Source organism: Variovorax trehalosi, from assembly GCF_051216415.1.
Lineage (GTDB): Bacteria > Pseudomonadota > Gammaproteobacteria > Burkholderiales > Burkholderiaceae_C > Variovorax.
This window is the reverse complement of the sequence record NZ_JBPJZG010000002.1, coordinates 246557-262278: the sequence shown is the minus strand read 5'-3', so window position 1 is coordinate 262278 and position 15722 is coordinate 246557. Positions and strand designations below refer to the sequence as shown.

Below are 15722 nucleotides of genomic sequence, written 5' to 3'. Positions count from 1 at the left end.
CCGCTGCTGCCAGTGCCTTAAGGAAGGGGCGCGCGCATGAAGGCGGCCATCTTCGGCGCCGGTTATGTGGGCCTCAGCTTCGCCGCCTGCCTGGCCGAAGCCGGGCACGACGTGCTGTGCGCGGACGCCGATGCGGGCCGCATCGAGGGGCTGCAACAGGGCCGGATGCCGTTGCACGAGCCGGGGCTTGAGGCGCTGGTGGCGCAAGGCCTCGCCGCGGGAACGCTGCGGTTCACGGCCGACGAGCGCGCGGCGAGCCTGCATGGCGACGTTCTCTTCATCGTGGTCAACACGCCGGCCGATGCGGACGGCGATGTCGATCTGCGGCATGTGATGGCCGTGGCCCGCAGCATCGGGCAGCACCGGGACCGCGATGCCGTGGTCGTCTGCAAGTCCACCGCGCCGGTCGGCACCGCGGAGCAGGTCGAGGCCGTGCTGCACGCGGCGCTTTCGCAACGCGGTGCGGCACATCGCATCGCGGTGGCCGTGAACCCCGAGTTCCTGCGCGAAGGCTCGGCCGTGCGCGATTGCCGGCAGCCCGACCGTGTGGTGATTGGTGCCAACGACCCCGAGGCCATCGACTTCCTGACGCAGCTCTATGCGCCCTTCGTCAAAGACCCCGCGAAGCAACTGCTGGTGATGGACCGGCGCTCGGCCGAACTCACGAAGTACGCCGCCAACGCGATGCTCGCGACCCGCATCAGCTTCATGAACGAGATGGCGCGCATGGCCGAGCATGCGGGCGCCGATATCGAGATGGTGCGGCGCGGCATCGGCTCGGACCGGCGCATCGGCCCCGACTTCCTGCAGGCGGGCGCGGGCTACGGCGGTTCGTGCCTGGCGAAGGACGTGCGGGCGTTGCGGCATGCGGCCGATCGCGGCGGGCAGGTATTGCGCATCCTCTCGGCTGTGGAAGCCGCGAACCATGAGCAGAAGGGCCGGCTGTTCGACCTGATGACGCATCACTTCGAAGGCGACATCGCGAACAAGGCCATCGCGCTCTGGGGCCTGGCCTTCAAGCCCGACACCGACGACATGCGCGATGCCCCGAGCCTTGTGTTGCTGGAGCGGTTGTGGGCGTCGGGTGCGCGTGTGCAGGTGCACGACCCGGGGGCGATGCCGAATGCGCGCGCCATCGTCGGTGAACGCGGCGATGTGCGCTGGTGCGACACGCCCGAAGATGCGCTGAAGGGCGCCGACGTGTTGGCGCTCGTGACCGAATGGCCTGTGTTCCGTTGCCCTGATTTCGCGCGCATCGCGGGCGCGCTGAAGACGCCCGCGATCTTCGACGGCCGCAACATCTACGACGCCGCCGAAGTCGAAGCCGCCGGCATTGCGTACTACGGCATCGGCCGCGGCCGTTCAGTGCTGCGCTGAATCGTCGGCAGCGGACAGGAACGCATTGCCCGGCGTCAGTGGCGCATGCCGGTAGCTCGCGGGCGTGCGGCTCAGTTTCACCGGCGCGCCGATGCCGCGGTAGCCACCGGGCAGCTCCACCACCATCTCACGGTGCAGCGTGTGCGGATGCTGCAGCGCATCGGCCACGGGGAGCACCGGCGCGGCGGGTACGCCGGCGGCCATCAATTGATCGACCAACGTACGTCCGTCGAAAGCCGCCATCGCCGCTTCGAGCCGCTGCTTGAGCCCGTCGCGATGCACCGAGCGCGCACCGGCCGTGCGGTAGAGCGGATCGTCCGCGAGTTCGGGCAGGCCGATGCAGCGGCACAGGCTCGCGAACTGCCGGTCGTTGCCCACCGCCACGAACACCGGGTCGGTGCCCGTGGCCAGCGCGTCATAGGGATAGATGTTGGGATGTGCGTTGCCCGTGCGGCGCGGTGCGGTGCCGTCCATGAACCAGTTGGCCGCATGCGGATGCAGCAGCGAGAGGCCGCTGTCGTACAGCGCCGCTTCCACGAACTGCCCACGGCCGCTGCGGTTGCGCTCCTGCAGCGCGAGCAGCACGCCGATCACCGCGTTGAGCCCCGTCACCATGTCGACCACCGGCAGGCCCACGCGCAGCGGGCCGCCGTCGGCCTCGCCGTTGATGCTCATGATGCCGGTCATCGCCTGCACCGCCGCGTCGTAGCCGGGCAGCGCACCGAGCGGACCATCGGCGCCGAAGCCCGACACGCGGCACCACACGAGCCGCGGAAAGCGCTTCGACAGCGCCTCGTAGCCGATGCCCCAGCGCTCCATCGTGCCGGTCTTGAAGTTCTCGATCAGCACGTCGGCCTCGGCCACCAGCGCGAGCAGCGCTTCGCGGCCTTCCTCGGTCGAGAAGTCCAGGTGCTGCACGCGCTTGTTGCGGTTCAGGCCGTGGTAGTACGAGGCCACGCCTTCCTTGAAAGGCGGGCCCCAGGTGCGCGTGTCGTCGCCCTGCGGCGGCTCGACCTTGAGCACGTCGGCCCCGTGGTCGCCGAGGATCTGGCCGCAGTACGGGCCGCCGAGGATGCGCGAGATGTCGAGGACGCGGATGCCTGCGAGGGCGCCTTGGGGTGATGTCATGTCGGTGTGTTCCGTGCGTTCGCGATCGATCAATCGAGCTGCGCGCCGGACTTCTTCACGACGTCCTTCCACTTGGCCGATTCGCTCACGATGAACTGGCCGAGCTTCTGCGGCGACGTATCGGCCGACGCCTCGAGCCCTTGCGCGGCGAACATCTGCTTGACCTTGGGCGAGTTCAGCACTTCGGCAAACGCATGGTTGAGCTTGGTCACGCGGTCTGCCGGCGTGCCAGCCGGCGCGACGATGCCGAAGAACACGCTCACGTCGTAGCCCTTGTAGCCCTGCTCCGAGATCGTCGGCACCTCGGGCAGCGCCTGCGAGCGCGCGACCGTCGCCACGCCCAGCGCGCGCAGCTTGCCGGCCTTGACGTAGGGCAGCGCGGTGAGGATGTCGGTGAAGGTCATGCTGACCTGGTTGCCCAGGAGGTCGTTGAGCGCCGGACCGGTGCCCTTGTAGGGGATGTGCTGCAGGTCGGTGCCGGCCACCGAGTTGAAGAGCACGCCCGCAAGATGCGACGACGCGCCGTTGCCCGACGATGCATAGCTCAGCTTGCCGGGGTTGGCCTTGGCGTAGGCGACGAGCTCGGGCACGGTCTTCACCGGCAGTGCGGGGTTCACCACCAGGATGTTCGGTAGGTAGCCGACCTGGATCACCGGTGCGTAGCTCTTCACCGGGTCGTAGTTGATCTTGCGATAGAGGCTTGCGTTGATGGCAAGCGGGCCCGAGGTGCCGAACAGCAGCGTGTGGCCGTCGGCTTCCGCGCGCGCCACGTATTCCGCGCCGATGTTGCCGCCCGCGCCCGCGCGGTTCTCCACGATCATGGGTTGGCCGAGGCGGTCTTTCATCTCGGCGGCGAGCGTGCGCGCCATCGCGTCGGTTGGGCCACCGGGTGGGAAGGGCACGACCAGCGTCAAAGGCTTGGAAGGGAAGGGGCCTTGGGCTTGCGCAGCGGGTGCTGCGCTCAGCAGTGCGGCGCAAGCAGTGGCTGCGGCGAAGAAATGGGTGAGGTGTCTCAAGAGGATGTCTCCATTTTTATGAATCAGGCAGTGATTTCTGCGGTGCGTGTCGCGGTGGTGTTCCAGTCAGCGGGCATCGCATCGGGCGCGAGCGGGTCGCGCGGCAGCACGCGGTGCAGCAGCACCAGTTGCGCCCAGCGCAGGCGCGGGGCCGAGCGGCTGTGGCTCGCCTCCCAGGCCATCGCGATGCTGCTCGTGCAGTGGTAGAGCGCCGATGCGGCCTGGCGCGCGAGCACGTCGCCGCCTTCGCGCGCCGCGGTCTCGGCCAGCGCCGCGGCGCGTGCCAGCGCATCGCGCAAGGCCTTGGCGAAAGCAGGTGCGAGCGCCGCATCGCCGAGCAGCTTCTCGCAGTGCGCGCGCAGCACCGGCAGCGAGCCCTCGCGCTTCACCGCACGAATCACGTCCAGCGCCACGATGTTGCTCGTGCCTTCCCAGATCGAGCCCAGGTGCGCATCGCGCACGAGGCGCGGATCAGTCCACTCCTCGATGTAGCCGCAGCCGCCGCGCACTTCCATCGCATCGCCCGTCACCTTGCGCGCATCGCGGCAGGCGCGGAACTTGATGAGCGGCGTGAGGATGCGCAGCAGCGCATACGCATCGGGCTCGCCGGCGTCGGAGCGTGCGAGTGCGAGCGCGGTCTGGCACACCATCGTGCGCGCCTGCTCGGCCGGCAGGCGCAGCTTGTCGAGCTGGCGCTGCATCAGCGGCATCTGGTCGAGCGTGCGGCCGAAGGCGCGGCGTTCCGATGCGATGTATTCGGCCTCGGCCACTGCGCGGCGCATGAGCCCCGCGGCGCGCACGCCGTTCGACAAGCGCGAGTTGTTGACCATGTCGGCCATCTGCACGAAGCCGCGACCTTCTTCGCCGACGAGCCAGGCGACCGCGCCTTCGAGCCGGATCTCGCCGCTGGCCATCGAGCGCGTGCCCAGCTTGTCCTTCAGGCGAATGATCCGGTAGTGGTTGAGGCTGCCGTCGTCCAGCCGGCGCGGCAGCAGGAACAGCGACACGCCCTTCATGCCCGCCGCGCCGTCCTCGGCGCGCGCGAGCACCATCGCGAAATCGGCGTCGGGGTTGGAGCAGAACCACTTGTCGCCGGTGATGCGCCAGCTGCCGTCGACCTTGCGCCTCGCCATCGTTGCGGTGGCCGCGATGTCGGAGCCCGCGGCCTGCTCGGTCATGAACATCGCGCCTTGCGCGAGCTCGTCGAAGTCGAGCGAGGTCAGGCGCGGCAGGAAGCGCGCGACCAGTTCGGGGTTGCCGAATTTCTTGAGCGTGCGCGTGAGCGAATCGGTCATCGAGACCGGGCAGCACAGGCCGAATTCGGCCTGCACGAAGAGATAGGTCAGCACGTACTTGACCAGCGGCGGCATCTTTCCCTTCCAGCCGAGCGTTTCGTCGCGGTGCGAGATCGCGGCCAAGCCGAATTCGCTGAGTGCGAGACGCTCCATCTCCATGTAGGCCGGGTGCTTGACGATCTTCTGCTCGTCCAGGCCGGTGCGGGTGCGCTGCTTCAGTGTGGGTGGGTTGCGGTCGGCGGTGCCGGCCAGCTCGTCGAGCAGGCCGCCCGCCAGGCCGCCCAGGCGCTCGAAGTGCGGCTGCATGTGGGTGCGCAGGTCCTCGGGCAGGTACAGCGCGAGCAGGGCGTGCAGCTCGGTGTCGACGGTGAACAGGTTCTGGCCGTGACGGTCGGGAATCGGATGGGCATGCGCGGCTGGCGGCGCGGCGTGAGCGGCGTTCTCGGACATTGCGTTTTGTCTCCTGGTTCGCCACATTGTTGAAGCCGCGACGATCCGTGTCTAATATCGAATTGGTCTTGTTCGATTCGATCTACCTATTCATGGAACTGCGACACCTGCGCTATTTCTCCGTGCTGGCCGAAGAGCTGCACTTCGGTCGCGCGGCGCGGCGCCTGTCGATCTCGCAGCCGCCGCTGTCGGTCGCGATCCGGCAGCTCGAGGAATCGGTGGGCGCCCGGCTGTTCGAGCGCAACAGCAAGGAGGTGCGGCTCACGCATGCGGGCGAGGCGTTGCGCATTTCGGCGCGGCGGTTGCTGCAGCAGGCGGAAGAGGCGGCGACGGAAGCGCGCGATGTGGCAAGTGGGTCGGCGGGGCGCCTCCGCATCGGCTTTGTCGGGGCGATGCTCTATCGCGGATTGCCGCCAGCACTGCGCGCATTCCAGGCGAAGCACCCGGCGGTGCGCATCACGCTGAACGAACTCAACTCGGGTGTGCAGATATCGGAGCTGCTGCACGACCGGCTCGACCTCGGCTTCGTTCATACGAGCCGCATGCCGCCGGAGCTGCATCACCGCTTGCTGCTGTCGGAGCCTTTCGTGTGTTGTCTGCCCGCAGGGCATTCGCTCGCGCGCAAGAAGGTGCTGGCCCCGGCCGACCTGCGCGACCAGCCCTTCGTGTTGTTCTCGCGCGAGGCCTCACCCGACTATCACGAGCGCATCCTGTCGATCTGCGCCGATGCGGGCTTCCTGCCCGAGGTGCGGCATGAAGTGCGCCATTGGCTCGCCGTCGTGTCCTTGGTGTCGCAGGGCATGGGCGTGGCGCTGGTGCCGCAGGCGATGCGAAATTCAGCCCTGCGCGGCGCGGTGTTCCGGCCGCTCGATCGCCCGGTGGCGCAGTCGGAGGCCTACGGCGTGTGGCGCGCAGGTCCGCCCAATGTGCTGATCGAGCGGCTGCTGCAGGGTGTCGCTGAAACCGCGGCTCAGGCGTAGAGCGGCTCTTCCGCCATCTGCTCGCACTGGTCTTCCAGCACGAGGATCTGCCCCTTCCAGTAGTCGCTCGAGCCGAACCACGGGAAGTTGATCGGGAAGATCGGGTCTTCCCAGCGGCGTGCCAACCAGGCGCTGTAGTGGATGAGCCGCAGCGTGCGCAGCGGCTCGATCAGCGCGAGCTCGCGGCGGTCGAATTCGCGGAACTGCTCGTAGCCGTCGAGCAGGCCCGACAGCTGCGAGGTGCGCTGCGCGCGGTCGCCCGACAGCAGCATCCACAGGTCCTGAACCGCAAAGCCGGTGCGCGCATCGTCCAGGTCGACGAAGTGCGGGCCACCGTTGGGGTGATCGGTCGGCGTCCAGAGGATGTTGCCGGGGTGCACGTCGCCGTGCAGGCGCAGCTTGCGTGGCTTGAAGTCCGAGGCCGTCGGCTGCAGTGCGAGCGCGGTCGCGCGGACCATGTCCAGCGCCTCGTTGCACATCTTTTCCCAGTCGCGCTGCATGTCGAGCGGGATCTTGTCGTTCTCCAGCAGCCAGTCGCGCGAGTCGAGGCCGAAGGTCTGCAGGTCGAGCGCGGGGCGGGCCTCGAAGGGCTTTGCGCTGCCCACGGCATGGATGCGCGCCAGGAACCGGCCGACCCATTCGAGCACCTCGAAGTTGTCGAGTTCGGGCGCGCGGCCGCCGCGGTAGGGGCTCACGCTGAAGGCGAACCCCGCGTGGTGGTGCAGGGTCTTGCCGTCGAATACCAGTGGCGGCACGGCCGGCACTTCGGCCGCGGCCAACTCCAGCGAGAAGCCGTGCTCTTCGAGGATCTCGGCTTCGGTCCAGCGCTCGGGGCGGTAGAACTTGACCACCACGGCACTGCGGTCCTCCAGGAACACCTGGTAGACCCGGTTTTCATAGGAGTTCAGGCCGGTGAGCCGGCCGTCGCCGTGCAGGCCGAGCGTCGCGAGCGCGTCGAGCACCACGTCGGGCGTGAGGCTCTCGTAGGGATGGGTGTTGGCGGGCGCCGCGGGGGAAGGGGTCATGCAGCGATTGTCGCTACCCCCGCAGCGGCCGCGTCACAGCCCGCCGGGTTGTTTGTAAAGCGAAAGGATATGGCCCGTGCGCGGATCGCCCTTGCCGGCCAGCACCTGCGCATAGGCGGCTTGCACGGCCTCGCCGCCGCGGTGCTGCTCGGCGTGCAGCCAGGGGTTGCTGGCGTTGGTCACCGTGGCGAGGAAGTTGCGCCAGGCGGCCACCATGCGCCGGCCGAATTCCTCCGCGCCCCATTCGGTGGTGCGCTTCTTGATCTGCGCCGGCGCGAAGAACAGCGTGGCGCGCGGGCCCGACAGGCTCTTGCCCGCGCCCTTGGACGCGAGCTGCTCCACATGCGTGCCGCCGATCGAGCAGCTGTACTTGAGGTTCGCGAAGCGATCGTGGATGGCGTTGCGCAGCCCGCCGTTGCCGGCGAAGTCGATGTACACGGCCGGTGTGTCGGCCGCGATGCTGTCGAGCGCGTCGTAGGTCACCACGCGGTGGTAGCAGCCGAGGCTCTCGCAGAAGGCCACGTTGCCGGGCGAGGTCAGGCCGATCACCTCGATGCCTTTGCGCTGGTGCAGTTGAAAAGCGGTGCCGTAGGCCGTCTTGCTCGATGCGCTCGACAGCAGCATGGTCGTGGCGCCGAAGAAGTCGTTGTCGGCCATGAAGTCGTCGATCAGCCACGAGGTGATGAACAGAGGGCGCAGCAGCGCTTGCAGGTCTTCGGTGTCGGTGGTGTAGAGCGGGTCGGCGTTGCAGCGGAAGTACTGGTTGTAGACCGCGGGCAGTTCGGCGCGGTGCGGCGCCGCATCGGTGAAGCGCCCGGGCGAGAGCCGGTCGGGACTCAGCACCGCGCTCGTTGCCATCGGCCAGTAGCCGTAGAGCCGTTCACCTACGGCCACGCCCGGGTGCAGGGACTGCACCACGCTCGCGAAGCCCCACACGGGGATGCTGCCCCAGCCTTCTTCCTCGGAGGGAAAGAACTGCCAGTAGCTCATCGCGTCGCCGAAGGCGGCATAGGTGATGTTGTTGGAGGTGAGCGCAAAGCTGTCGATGCGCACGCGCACCTGGCCGTCGGCCAATGGCTGGTCGGTGGCGGTGTGCAGGCGCGTGGTGGGAAGGCTGTCCTTGCGGATCAGGAAACTGGTGGTGCTCATGGGGTCGATCTCCACGGTGCGTTGAAGGGCGTGCGGCCACGTTAGCCAAGCTTGATGAAAGGCGCTATCGCGTTGTCCCTTTCCGCGTCACCCGTGAGACAACGCCGGCCATGAAAAAAGCGCCCCGGCTTGTGGCCGGGGCGCTTTTTACTTGGCTGACGCTGGAATCAGACGATCGTCAGTTCGACGTCGATGTTGCCGCGCGTGGCGTTCGAGTACGGGCAGACCTGGTGAGCGGTGTCGACCAGCTTCTGCTTTTGCTCGGCATCGAGGCCGGGCAGCGTGATTGCGAGTTGCACCGAGATGCCGTAAGCGGCGCCGCCGTTCGTCGGGCCGAGGGAAACCTTCGAGTCGATCGACACGTCGTCGGGCACCTTCACGCTGATCTTCGGGCCGACGGCCTTCATCGCACCGATGAAGCAGGCGGCATAGCCGACCGCGAACAGCTGCTCGGGGTTGGTGCCGGGCTTGCCCGAACCGGGCGAGCTGAGCTTGACGTCGATCGCGCCGTCGCTGGACTTGCCTGCGCCGTCACGGCCGCCGACGGTGTGGGCTTCTGCGGTGTAGAGCACTTTGTCGAGCTTGGTGGTCATGGTGATTCCTTTGATGATGGAGGGAGGGGTGGGTAAAAAAGCTTCTCTCGTTGTTCGATCGAAGCAGGGAGAAAAACGTTGTCCGTCAGGCCGCCTTCTTGATGCGGTCGCGCAGGGTCTGGATCTGCTGGGTGAGCGCGATGAGTTCGGGCACCGAGCATTCGGTGGCGGCCATGAGGCAACCGGGAACGCTGGCGGCGCGCGTCTTCAACTTGCGACCGGCGGCGGTGAGCGTGATGTGTACGCGACGTTCGTCGGCCACGTCGCGCACCCGGGCCACATAGCCGTTGGCTTCGAGCCGCTTGAGCAGCGGGGTGAGCGTGCCGGAATCGAGCGAAAGGCGTTCGCCGAGCTCGGAGACCATCAATCCGTCTTGCTCCCAGAGTGCCAGCATGACGAGGTATTGGGGGTAGGTGAGCTGCAGCTTTTCCAGCACCGGCTTGTAGAGCCGGGTCATCGCCAGCGAGGCGGAATACACGGCGAAGCACAGCTGGTTGTCCAGCTTGAGCATTTCGTCGGCGGAGACGGTCGTGGAGCGCATGGCTTGAATTCTATCGAGCAATTTAATTGTGTGCAATGTAATTTGAAAGCATCCGTTTCGGGATACCTTCAGCCGCGATTCCTCAGGCCTTGAACCGCTTGCGCGTCAGTGCCAGTGCGATCCAGAACGCCACGACCGCATACACCGCGAGCACGCCCGCGTGCAGCCACCAGTCGGCCGGCCATTGGTCCATGAAAAGCGGCCGCACCAGCGCCACCGCATTGGTCAACGGCAGCCATGCGGCCACCGCCTTCACCGCCGAGGGCAGTTGCTCCAGCGGAAAGAACACGCCGCTCAGGAACATCATCGGCGTCATGAACAGCGTGAAGTAGTAGGTGAAGAAGTCGTAGCCCTTCGCGAGCGCGTTGAAGATCAGCGCGATCGACGAGAAAGTGATGCCCGCGCCGATCAGCACCAGCCACGCGACGAACAACTTGGGGCTGTGGCTGATGCCCAGCCCGAGCATCACGAACAGGATCGCGGTGACGGTGAAGATCGACTTGAACGCGGCCCACAGCATCTCGGCCAGCACGATGTCGTCCAGGCCGACGGGCGCATTCATGATGCCGTCCCAGGTCTTCTGCACATGCATGCGTGAGAACGCCGAATACAGCGCCTCGAAGCTCGCCGCATTCATCGCGCTCATGCAGATCGAGCCGCTCGCGAGGAACAGGATGTAGGGCACCTTCACGCCGTCCACCGCCACCTGTCCCACCAGCGCGCCCATGCCGTAGCCGAAGGCCACGAGCCAGATCAGCGGCTCGGCGATGTTGCCGATGAGGCTCGGTATCGCGAGCTTGCGCCACACCAGCAGGTTGCGCAAAAACACGGGCCACCAGCGCAGCGAGATCTCGGGTGCGCGCCACACGGAGGGCGGAGTCGGCGTGGTGTTCGTCGTTGTCGTTGCAGTCGTCGTGTTCATGGTCTAGCCGTCCTCGCGGATCTGCCGCCCGGTGAGCTTGAGAAATAGGTCTTCGAGATTCGCAGGGCGATGGAAGGTGCGCAGGCCCGCATGCTGCGTCAGCGCATCGAGCAGCCGCCGCGCGTCCTGCGTGTAGAAGAACACCGTCTCCCCGCTCACTTCGACGCGCGCCGCCATCGCCTTGAGTTCGGGCGATTCGGCCAGCGACAGCGCACCGTTGCCATACACCTCGACCACGTCGGGCTCCAGGTGCTCGGCGATCAGGTCGCGCGGCTTGCCTTCGGCGATCTTGCGACCGTGGTCGAGCACCAGAAGGCGCGAACACAGGCGCTCGGCCTCGTCCATGAAGTGCGTGGTCAAGAGGATCGACTTGCCCTGCTGCAGCAGCACCTGCAGCCGCTCCCACATCAGGTGGCGCGCCTGCGGGTCGAGCCCGGTGGTCGGCTCGTCGAGCAGCAGCAGCTTGGGGTCGTTCACCAGCGCGCGCGCCAGCGAGAGCCGCCGACGCATGCCGCCCGACAGCTCGCCTGGCTTCGCATCCGCCTTGTGCGAGAGCGCCGCGAACTCCAGCAGCTGCGGCACGCGTGCACGCACCTGCGCCTTGCTGAAACCGAAGTAGCGGCCGTACACCACGAGGTTCTCGGCGCAGCTGAAGTCGGGGTCGAGCGTGTCGAACTGCGTGACCACGCCCAGCTGCGCCTTGATGGCGAGCGCATCGCGCGGCATCTGCAGGCCCAGCGCCGAGATCTCGCCGCCGTCGGGCGCGGTGAGGCCCAGGCACATGCGGATGGTGGTGGTCTTGCCGGCGCCGTTCGGGCCGATCACGCCGAGGCATTCGCCGGGCGCGATCTCGAACGACAGGTCGTCCACGACCGTGGTGTCGCCGTAGCGCTTGCGCAGGTGGCTGGCGTGGAAGAGGGGGGTGGTGGGGGAGGAGGAGGGCACGCGGCCATTCTGACCCAGGCCCGGAACGGGTGCCGCCATCGCTTCAACCGATGGACAACTCGCGCATGTTCGTCGCAACTCCCGGCACAATCGACGCCCCATCGAACACCGCGAGAGAAGATCCGAAGATGCTGCGTTCCCTGTTGGCGTTGTCCCTCGTGCTGCTGCTTGGCGCGTGCGCCCAGTTTCACCGGCCGCTCGCGGCGGCGGACCGGGCAAAGGTCCGGGAGGTCGATGTTCGCGTGGTCGTCGCGCAGGAGAACTTCATGTTCTCCGCGCAGGCCCCTGGCGTGGCCGAGGCCACGGGCGGCGGCCTGCTCGGTGCGCTGATCGACTCCTCGGTGCAGCAGGCGCGGCAAAAGGAAATGAGTGCGGAAGTCGGCGCCATCGTCGGCCCCCTGCTCGACTACGACTACCGGGTCGAGGCCGGCCTGGCCCTGGGCGAGCTGCTGAACACGCCCAATGTGTTCCCGCTGAAGATCGCCTCGTCGCAGGTGCTGGCGGGCATGCCGCCGAAGGCCGAGCAGAACGCCCGCATCGCCGCCACGAAGACGGGCCCCGCCTACCTGGTGCTGTTGCTGCAATACGTGCTCGAGCCCGGGCTGGGCGCCTTCACCACGCGCACCACGGCGCTGCTCTGGCAGGATGGCAACAAGGAGCCGTCGTACCGCTCCGCCACGATCTTCCAGACGCCGGTCGGCGGCGGGACGCGCGCCACCGTCGTGCGCCGGCTGGGCGCCAACGACGGCCAGCAACTCAAGGCGGTGATGCGCGATTCCATCAGGCAGACGCTGCACGTGGTGGGGCTGGACCTGGCCGGCGCGCGCTCCGGCGCGATCCGCACCGCGCGGTTCAACGTCAACGGCACGTGGTTCACGCTCGGCGGCCAGGGCTTCGACGACCAGCCCGGCCGCGTGGTGTTCCGCGACCAGGACAACGCGATGTATTCGGTCCGGAGCGCCGCCCCATGAAGCCACAAGCGCAACGCAGCGGCATGGCCGCGGCTGTCCTGCTCGCCCTGTGCGCCGTGCCCGGCTTCGCGCACGCGCTCAGCGAGAGCGAGCCGCTCGACATGGTCTACGAGCAGGCGCCGGAACAGGAGCAGCGCCCCAACGGCCCGCCGGTCGAAATCCTGCGTGCGCCGCAGGGCTGCACGCTGTACCTCCCGGCCATCGAGGACGCCCGCAACAACCAGCTCTACGCGGGCAACCTGACGCTGATGCTGCCGACGGTGCATGCCACGCCGAGGACGGTGGAGTCGCTGCGCAGCGGCGATGCGGGCATGTGGACGCGCACCGCGCTGTTGTCGACCAGGCGCTACGGTTTCCAGACCGTCGTCGGCGCGCCGGCTGTGGCCCCAGCGTCCGCTTCGGCACGGCAGGTCTCGGCCGTCGTCGCGCTGCGTCTGGCCCATGCATGGTCCGCGGGGCTCAACCTCGTCTCGCACGTGGTGCTGAAGGTGAACTACCGCCTGCCCGGCGGCGAGACGGCCACGCGGCTCTACAGCGGCATGGGCACGCGCACCAACTGGGCCAGTGGCAACGGCGAGTTCATGGCGGTGCTGAATCTGGGCATGGAAGAAGCGGTGCGCAGCATGGCGACCGATGCCGCGGCGTTGTGCGAGGGCAAGCCTCTGCCTGCACTCGCGCCGTAGCGGCTACATCCGCAAGCCGCTGAACTCCGTCTTCATCCAGTCGATGAACGCCCGCGTGCGGGCCGGCAGCAGCCGCGCATTCGGATAGATCACGCTCACCGGGCGCGGCGGCGGCTCGAAATCCTCGAGCACGATCTTCAAGCGGCCCTGCGCCACATAGGGCAGCACCTGGTACGAGAAGAAGGTGCCGAAGCCCATGCCCGCCGCGCAGGCCTCGACGGCGGGCGCGAGGTGGTTGAACTCCAGGCGGTTGCTCGGCGTCACGCTGATCGTCTTGCCGCCTTCGTGGAATTGCCATTGCGGCGGCGCGTCGATGCGGCCGCGCACGCAGGGTGCGCCGTTCAGGTCGCGCGGATGCTGCGGCGTGCCATGGCGCGCGAGGTAGTCGGGGCTCACCGCCACCACGCGCCGGATGGTGCCCAGCGACTGCGCCACGAGCGACGAGTCTTCCAGCGGGCTGATGCGGATGCCGACGTCGATGTTCTCCTCCAGCAGGTTCACCGCGCGGTCGTACAGCAGCACGCTGCAGCGCACCTTGTCATAGCGCTTCATGAAACGCGTGATGGCCGGCGCCACGTACATGTGGCCGAACAGCACCGGGGCGGTGATGGTGAGCTGGCCCGCCGGCTCGCGCGCTTCGGCGTTGAGCGCGCGGTCGGCGGCGTCGGCCGCGAGCAGCACCTCGCGTGCGCTCGGCAGGTAGTGGCGGCCTTCCTCGGTGAGCGACAGGCGGCGGGTGGTGCGATGGAAGAGGCGCACGCCCAGGTGCGCCTCGAGCGCGGCGAGCGAACGCACCACCGCAGGCAACGAGGTGCCCAGCGATTCGGCGGCGCGGGTCATGCTGCCTTGCTCGGCAATCTGAACGAAGGTCTGCATGGCTTTGAAGCGGTCCATGGCGCGATTAAACCGGAAAACGCAGCAGTCAAATACAGAAATGGCTATTCATTCATTGGGTGCAAGAGAGAAGAATCGGGAACACGCCACCCCCGGCTCTCGTTTCGACATCCCAAAGGACCACCCATGAACGCCATCGTGAACCGCCCCGCGCAACCCATCAAGCTCTACGGCAGCGCCATCTCGGGCCACGTGCACCGCGTGCGGCTGTTCCTCTCGATGCTCGGTCTGCCTTTCGAGGTGATCGAGCTCGATCTGAAGCAGCGCGCCAACCGCACGCCCGAGTTCCTGGCGCGCAATCCCTTCGGCCAGGTGCCGGTGATCGAGGACGGCGACGTCACGCTGGCCGACTCCAATGCGATCCTGGTCTACCTCAATGCGCGCTATTCGGCCGACCCGTCGCGCTGGATGCCGCAAGACGCGGTGGGTGCCGCGCGCGTGCAGCGCTGGTTCTCGGTGGCGGCCGGGCCACTGGCGTATGGCCCGGCCGCTGCGCGCGTGATGGCGCTGTTCGGCCTGGCCGTGGACCCTACCGAGACGGTGACGCGTTCGCATGCGCTGCTCGCGGTGATGGAAATCCACTTGGAACGACAGCCTTTCCTCGCCGGCCCCGAAGCCACGCTCGCCGACATCTCGAACTACGCCTACGTGGCGCATGCGCCAGAAGGCCGCGTGGCGCTCGACGGCTACCCGCGCGTGCGCGAATGGCTGGCCCGCGTAGAGGCATTGCCCGGTTTTGTGCCGATGGTGCGCACGCCGGTCGGACTCGCGGCGGCCGCATGATCGCCGCGCCGTTCCACGCCGGCGAGCGCGCATTGCAGTTGCAGGCCGGGTCCCGCGAGCAGATGGCGGTCGCGGGGCCGCGCGTGATCCGCGACTACATGCCCGACCAGCACCGCGCGTTCTTCGCGCAGCTGCCGTTCGTCGTGGTCGGCAGCCTCGATGCGAACCTGCAGCCCTGGGCCAGCGTGCTCGCGGCGCCCGCGGGCTTCGCGCATTCGCCCGATGCGACGCACCTGCGCATCGATGCGCTGCCGGCGGCCGGCGATCCGCTCGCGGGCCAGCTCGCACAGGGCGCCCCGCTCGGCTTGCTGGGCATCGAGCCGCACACGCGACGGCGCAACCGCATGAACGCCACGGTCGAATCGCTCGATGCCACGGGCTTCATGCTCGAGGTGCAGCAGAGCTTCGGCAATTGCCCGCGGTACATCCAGGCGCGCGAGCCGGTGTTCGTGCCGACGCGCACGGACAGCGCATCCGCGCAGTGGCTCGACACGCTAGACCTCGAGGCGCAGCGTCTCATCGGCAGCGCGGACACGCTGTTCATCGCCACGGCCTACCCCGACGAAGTGGCAGCGGGCGACGAAGCCGATGCCAGGTCGCACGGCGTCGACGTGTCGCACCGCGGCGGCCGGCCCGGCTTCGTGCGTGTCGACGAAGGCGGCGTGCTGACGGTGCCCGACTTCAACGGCAACCGCTTTTTCAACACGCTCGGCAACCTGCTGGCGCACCCGCGCGCGGGGCTGCTGTTCATCGACTACGACAACGGCGATCTGCTCCATGTGGCGGCGACCGCCGAGATCGTGCTGGACGGGCCTGAGCTTGCCGAATTCGAAGGCGCCGAGCGCCTGCTGCGCCTGCATGTCGAGCACGCATTGCGCCGGCCCGCCGCGCTGCCGCTGCGTTGGGGCGATGCGCAACTGTCGCCGCACCTGGCAGGCACGGGGCACTGGGCCGCCGCGCGCAGCTGAAT

The 15722-nt window shown here is 67.9% G+C and carries 16 protein-coding genes; 6 read left to right on the top strand and 10 right to left on the bottom strand.

Annotation, left to right across the window (positions count from 1 at the left end):
- Positions 1-36: 36 nt before the first annotated feature.
- Positions 37-1377, top strand: a complete 1341-nt coding sequence (locus tag ACSFA7_RS09190) for a UDP-glucose dehydrogenase family protein (RefSeq protein WP_435499096.1) — start codon at positions 37-39, stop codon at positions 1375-1377.
- Here ACSFA7_RS09190 and ACSFA7_RS09185 read toward each other — a convergent pair.
- The 3 genes from ACSFA7_RS09185 to ACSFA7_RS09175 are packed head-to-tail and all read right to left on the bottom strand — an operon-like array spanning position 1363 to position 5266.
- A complete protein-coding gene (locus tag ACSFA7_RS09185; protein ID WP_435499095.1) occupies positions 1363-2505 on the bottom strand; it encodes a CaiB/BaiF CoA transferase family protein in 1143 nt (380 codons plus the stop codon). The two genes, ACSFA7_RS09190 and ACSFA7_RS09185, sit on opposite strands and share 15 nt — an antisense overlap.
- Positions 2506-2534: 29 nt before the next feature.
- A complete protein-coding gene (locus ACSFA7_RS09180; RefSeq protein WP_435499094.1) occupies positions 2535-3521 on the bottom strand; it encodes a Bug family tripartite tricarboxylate transporter substrate binding protein in 987 nt (328 codons plus the stop codon).
- Between the two features lie 23 nt (positions 3522-3544).
- Positions 3545-5266, bottom strand: a complete 1722-nt coding sequence (locus ACSFA7_RS09175) for an acyl-CoA dehydrogenase family protein (protein WP_435499093.1) — start codon at positions 5264-5266, stop codon at positions 3545-3547.
- A 92-nt stretch (positions 5267-5358) separates the two neighbouring features.
- On the opposite strand from ACSFA7_RS09175, the gene ACSFA7_RS09170 reads away from it, so the two are divergent.
- Positions 5359-6246, top strand: a complete 888-nt coding sequence (locus ACSFA7_RS09170; protein ID WP_435499092.1) for a LysR family transcriptional regulator — start codon at positions 5359-5361, stop codon at positions 6244-6246.
- On the opposite strand, the gene ACSFA7_RS09165 is transcribed toward ACSFA7_RS09170, so the two are convergent.
- From ACSFA7_RS09165 to ACSFA7_RS09140, 6 genes are all read right to left on the bottom strand, one after another.
- Positions 6237-7271: a serine/threonine protein kinase gene (locus tag ACSFA7_RS09165; RefSeq protein WP_435499091.1), complete on the bottom strand. Its 1035-nt coding sequence runs from the start codon at positions 7269-7271 to the stop codon at positions 6237-6239. The genes ACSFA7_RS09170 and ACSFA7_RS09165 overlap by 10 nt on opposite strands.
- A gap of 33 nt (positions 7272-7304) precedes the next feature.
- On the bottom strand, positions 7305-8420 hold the full coding sequence (locus ACSFA7_RS09160; RefSeq protein ID WP_435499090.1) for a DUF2855 family protein: 1116 nt from the start codon (positions 8418-8420) through the stop codon (positions 7305-7307).
- 167 nt (positions 8421-8587) lie between these two features.
- Positions 8588-9013, bottom strand: coding sequence for an organic hydroperoxide resistance protein (locus tag ACSFA7_RS09155; protein WP_013543998.1), 426 nt, complete (start codon positions 9011-9013; stop codon positions 8588-8590).
- An 85-nt stretch (positions 9014-9098) separates the two neighbouring features.
- On the bottom strand, positions 9099-9554 hold the full coding sequence (locus tag ACSFA7_RS09150) for a MarR family winged helix-turn-helix transcriptional regulator (protein ID WP_435499089.1): 456 nt from the start codon (positions 9552-9554) through the stop codon (positions 9099-9101).
- A gap of 82 nt (positions 9555-9636) precedes the next feature.
- The gene (locus tag ACSFA7_RS09145) at positions 9637-10476 is read right to left on the bottom strand and encodes an ABC transporter permease (RefSeq protein ID WP_435499088.1); all 840 of its coding nucleotides are present in this window, start codon (positions 10474-10476) and stop codon (positions 9637-9639) included.
- Between the two features lie 3 nt (positions 10477-10479).
- A complete protein-coding gene (locus ACSFA7_RS09140) occupies positions 10480-11460 on the bottom strand; it encodes an ATP-binding cassette domain-containing protein (RefSeq protein ID WP_435499087.1) in 981 nt (326 codons plus the stop codon).
- An 89-nt stretch (positions 11461-11549) separates the two neighbouring features.
- Here ACSFA7_RS09140 and ACSFA7_RS09135 point away from each other — a divergent pair, with 89 nt between their 5' ends.
- Both ACSFA7_RS09135 and ACSFA7_RS09130 read left to right on the top strand, forming a co-directional pair.
- Positions 11550-12392 carry a hypothetical protein gene (locus ACSFA7_RS09135; RefSeq protein ID WP_435499086.1) on the top strand — a complete coding sequence of 281 codons (843 nt, stop codon included), beginning with the start codon at positions 11550-11552 and terminating at the stop codon, positions 12390-12392.
- Positions 12389-13075, top strand: a complete 687-nt coding sequence (locus ACSFA7_RS09130; RefSeq protein ID WP_435499085.1) for a hypothetical protein — start codon at positions 12389-12391, stop codon at positions 13073-13075. The genes ACSFA7_RS09135 and ACSFA7_RS09130 overlap by 4 nt, the downstream gene beginning before the upstream one ends.
- A gap of 3 nt (positions 13076-13078) precedes the next feature.
- Here the strand turns inward: ACSFA7_RS09130 and ACSFA7_RS09125 are convergent, their stop codons facing one another.
- Entirely contained in the window at positions 13079-13969 is an 891-nt protein-coding gene (locus ACSFA7_RS09125; RefSeq protein ID WP_435499084.1) for a LysR family transcriptional regulator, read from the bottom strand.
- 126 nt (positions 13970-14095) lie between these two features.
- Between ACSFA7_RS09125 and ACSFA7_RS09120 the strand changes: the two genes are divergently transcribed.
- Both ACSFA7_RS09120 and ACSFA7_RS09115 read left to right on the top strand, forming a co-directional pair.
- Positions 14096-14752, top strand: a complete 657-nt coding sequence (locus tag ACSFA7_RS09120; RefSeq protein WP_435499083.1) for a glutathione S-transferase family protein — start codon at positions 14096-14098, stop codon at positions 14750-14752.
- On the top strand, positions 14749-15720 hold the full coding sequence (locus tag ACSFA7_RS09115; RefSeq protein WP_435499082.1) for a flavin-nucleotide-binding protein: 972 nt from the start codon (positions 14749-14751) through the stop codon (positions 15718-15720). Before ACSFA7_RS09120 ends, ACSFA7_RS09115 begins: the two co-directional genes overlap by 4 nt.
- Positions 15721-15722: the final 2 nt, after the last annotated feature.

What these genes read in the sequence shown, in the direction of transcription:
- ACSFA7_RS09190 (WP_435499096.1), top strand. Translation starts at nt 37, where the DNA reads ATGAAGGCGGCCATCTTCGGCGCCGGTTATGTGGGCCTCAGCTTCGCC.
- ACSFA7_RS09185 (WP_435499095.1), bottom strand. Translation starts at nt 2,505, where the DNA reads ATGACATCACCCCAAGGCGCCCTCGCAGGCATCCGCGTCCTCGACATC.
- ACSFA7_RS09175 (WP_435499093.1), bottom strand. Translation starts at nt 5,266, where the DNA reads ATGTCCGAGAACGCCGCTCACGCCGCGCCGCCAGCCGCGCATGCCCAT.
- ACSFA7_RS09170 (WP_435499092.1), top strand. Translation starts at nt 5,359, where the DNA reads ATGGAACTGCGACACCTGCGCTATTTCTCCGTGCTGGCCGAAGAGCTG.
- ACSFA7_RS09165 (WP_435499091.1), bottom strand. Translation starts at nt 7,271, where the DNA reads ATGACCCCTTCCCCCGCGGCGCCCGCCAACACCCATCCCTACGAGAGC.
- ACSFA7_RS09160 (WP_435499090.1), bottom strand. Translation starts at nt 8,420, where the DNA reads ATGAGCACCACCAGTTTCCTGATCCGCAAGGACAGCCTTCCCACCACG.
- ACSFA7_RS09155 (WP_013543998.1), bottom strand. Translation starts at nt 9,013, where the DNA reads ATGACCACCAAGCTCGACAAAGTGCTCTACACCGCAGAAGCCCACACC.
- ACSFA7_RS09150 (WP_435499089.1), bottom strand. Translation starts at nt 9,554, where the DNA reads ATGCGCTCCACGACCGTCTCCGCCGACGAAATGCTCAAGCTGGACAAC.
- ACSFA7_RS09145 (WP_435499088.1), bottom strand. Translation starts at nt 10,476, where the DNA reads ATGAACACGACGACTGCAACGACAACGACGAACACCACGCCGACTCCG.
- ACSFA7_RS09140 (WP_435499087.1), bottom strand. Translation starts at nt 11,460, where the DNA reads ATGGCGGCACCCGTTCCGGGCCTGGGTCAGAATGGCCGCGTGCCCTCC.
- ACSFA7_RS09135 (WP_435499086.1), top strand. Translation starts at nt 11,550, where the DNA reads ATGCTGCGTTCCCTGTTGGCGTTGTCCCTCGTGCTGCTGCTTGGCGCG.
- ACSFA7_RS09130 (WP_435499085.1), top strand. Translation starts at nt 12,389, where the DNA reads ATGAAGCCACAAGCGCAACGCAGCGGCATGGCCGCGGCTGTCCTGCTC.
- ACSFA7_RS09125 (WP_435499084.1), bottom strand. Translation starts at nt 13,969, where the DNA reads ATGGACCGCTTCAAAGCCATGCAGACCTTCGTTCAGATTGCCGAGCAA.
- ACSFA7_RS09120 (WP_435499083.1), top strand. Translation starts at nt 14,096, where the DNA reads ATGAACGCCATCGTGAACCGCCCCGCGCAACCCATCAAGCTCTACGGC.
- ACSFA7_RS09115 (WP_435499082.1), top strand. Translation starts at nt 14,749, where the DNA reads ATGATCGCCGCGCCGTTCCACGCCGGCGAGCGCGCATTGCAGTTGCAG.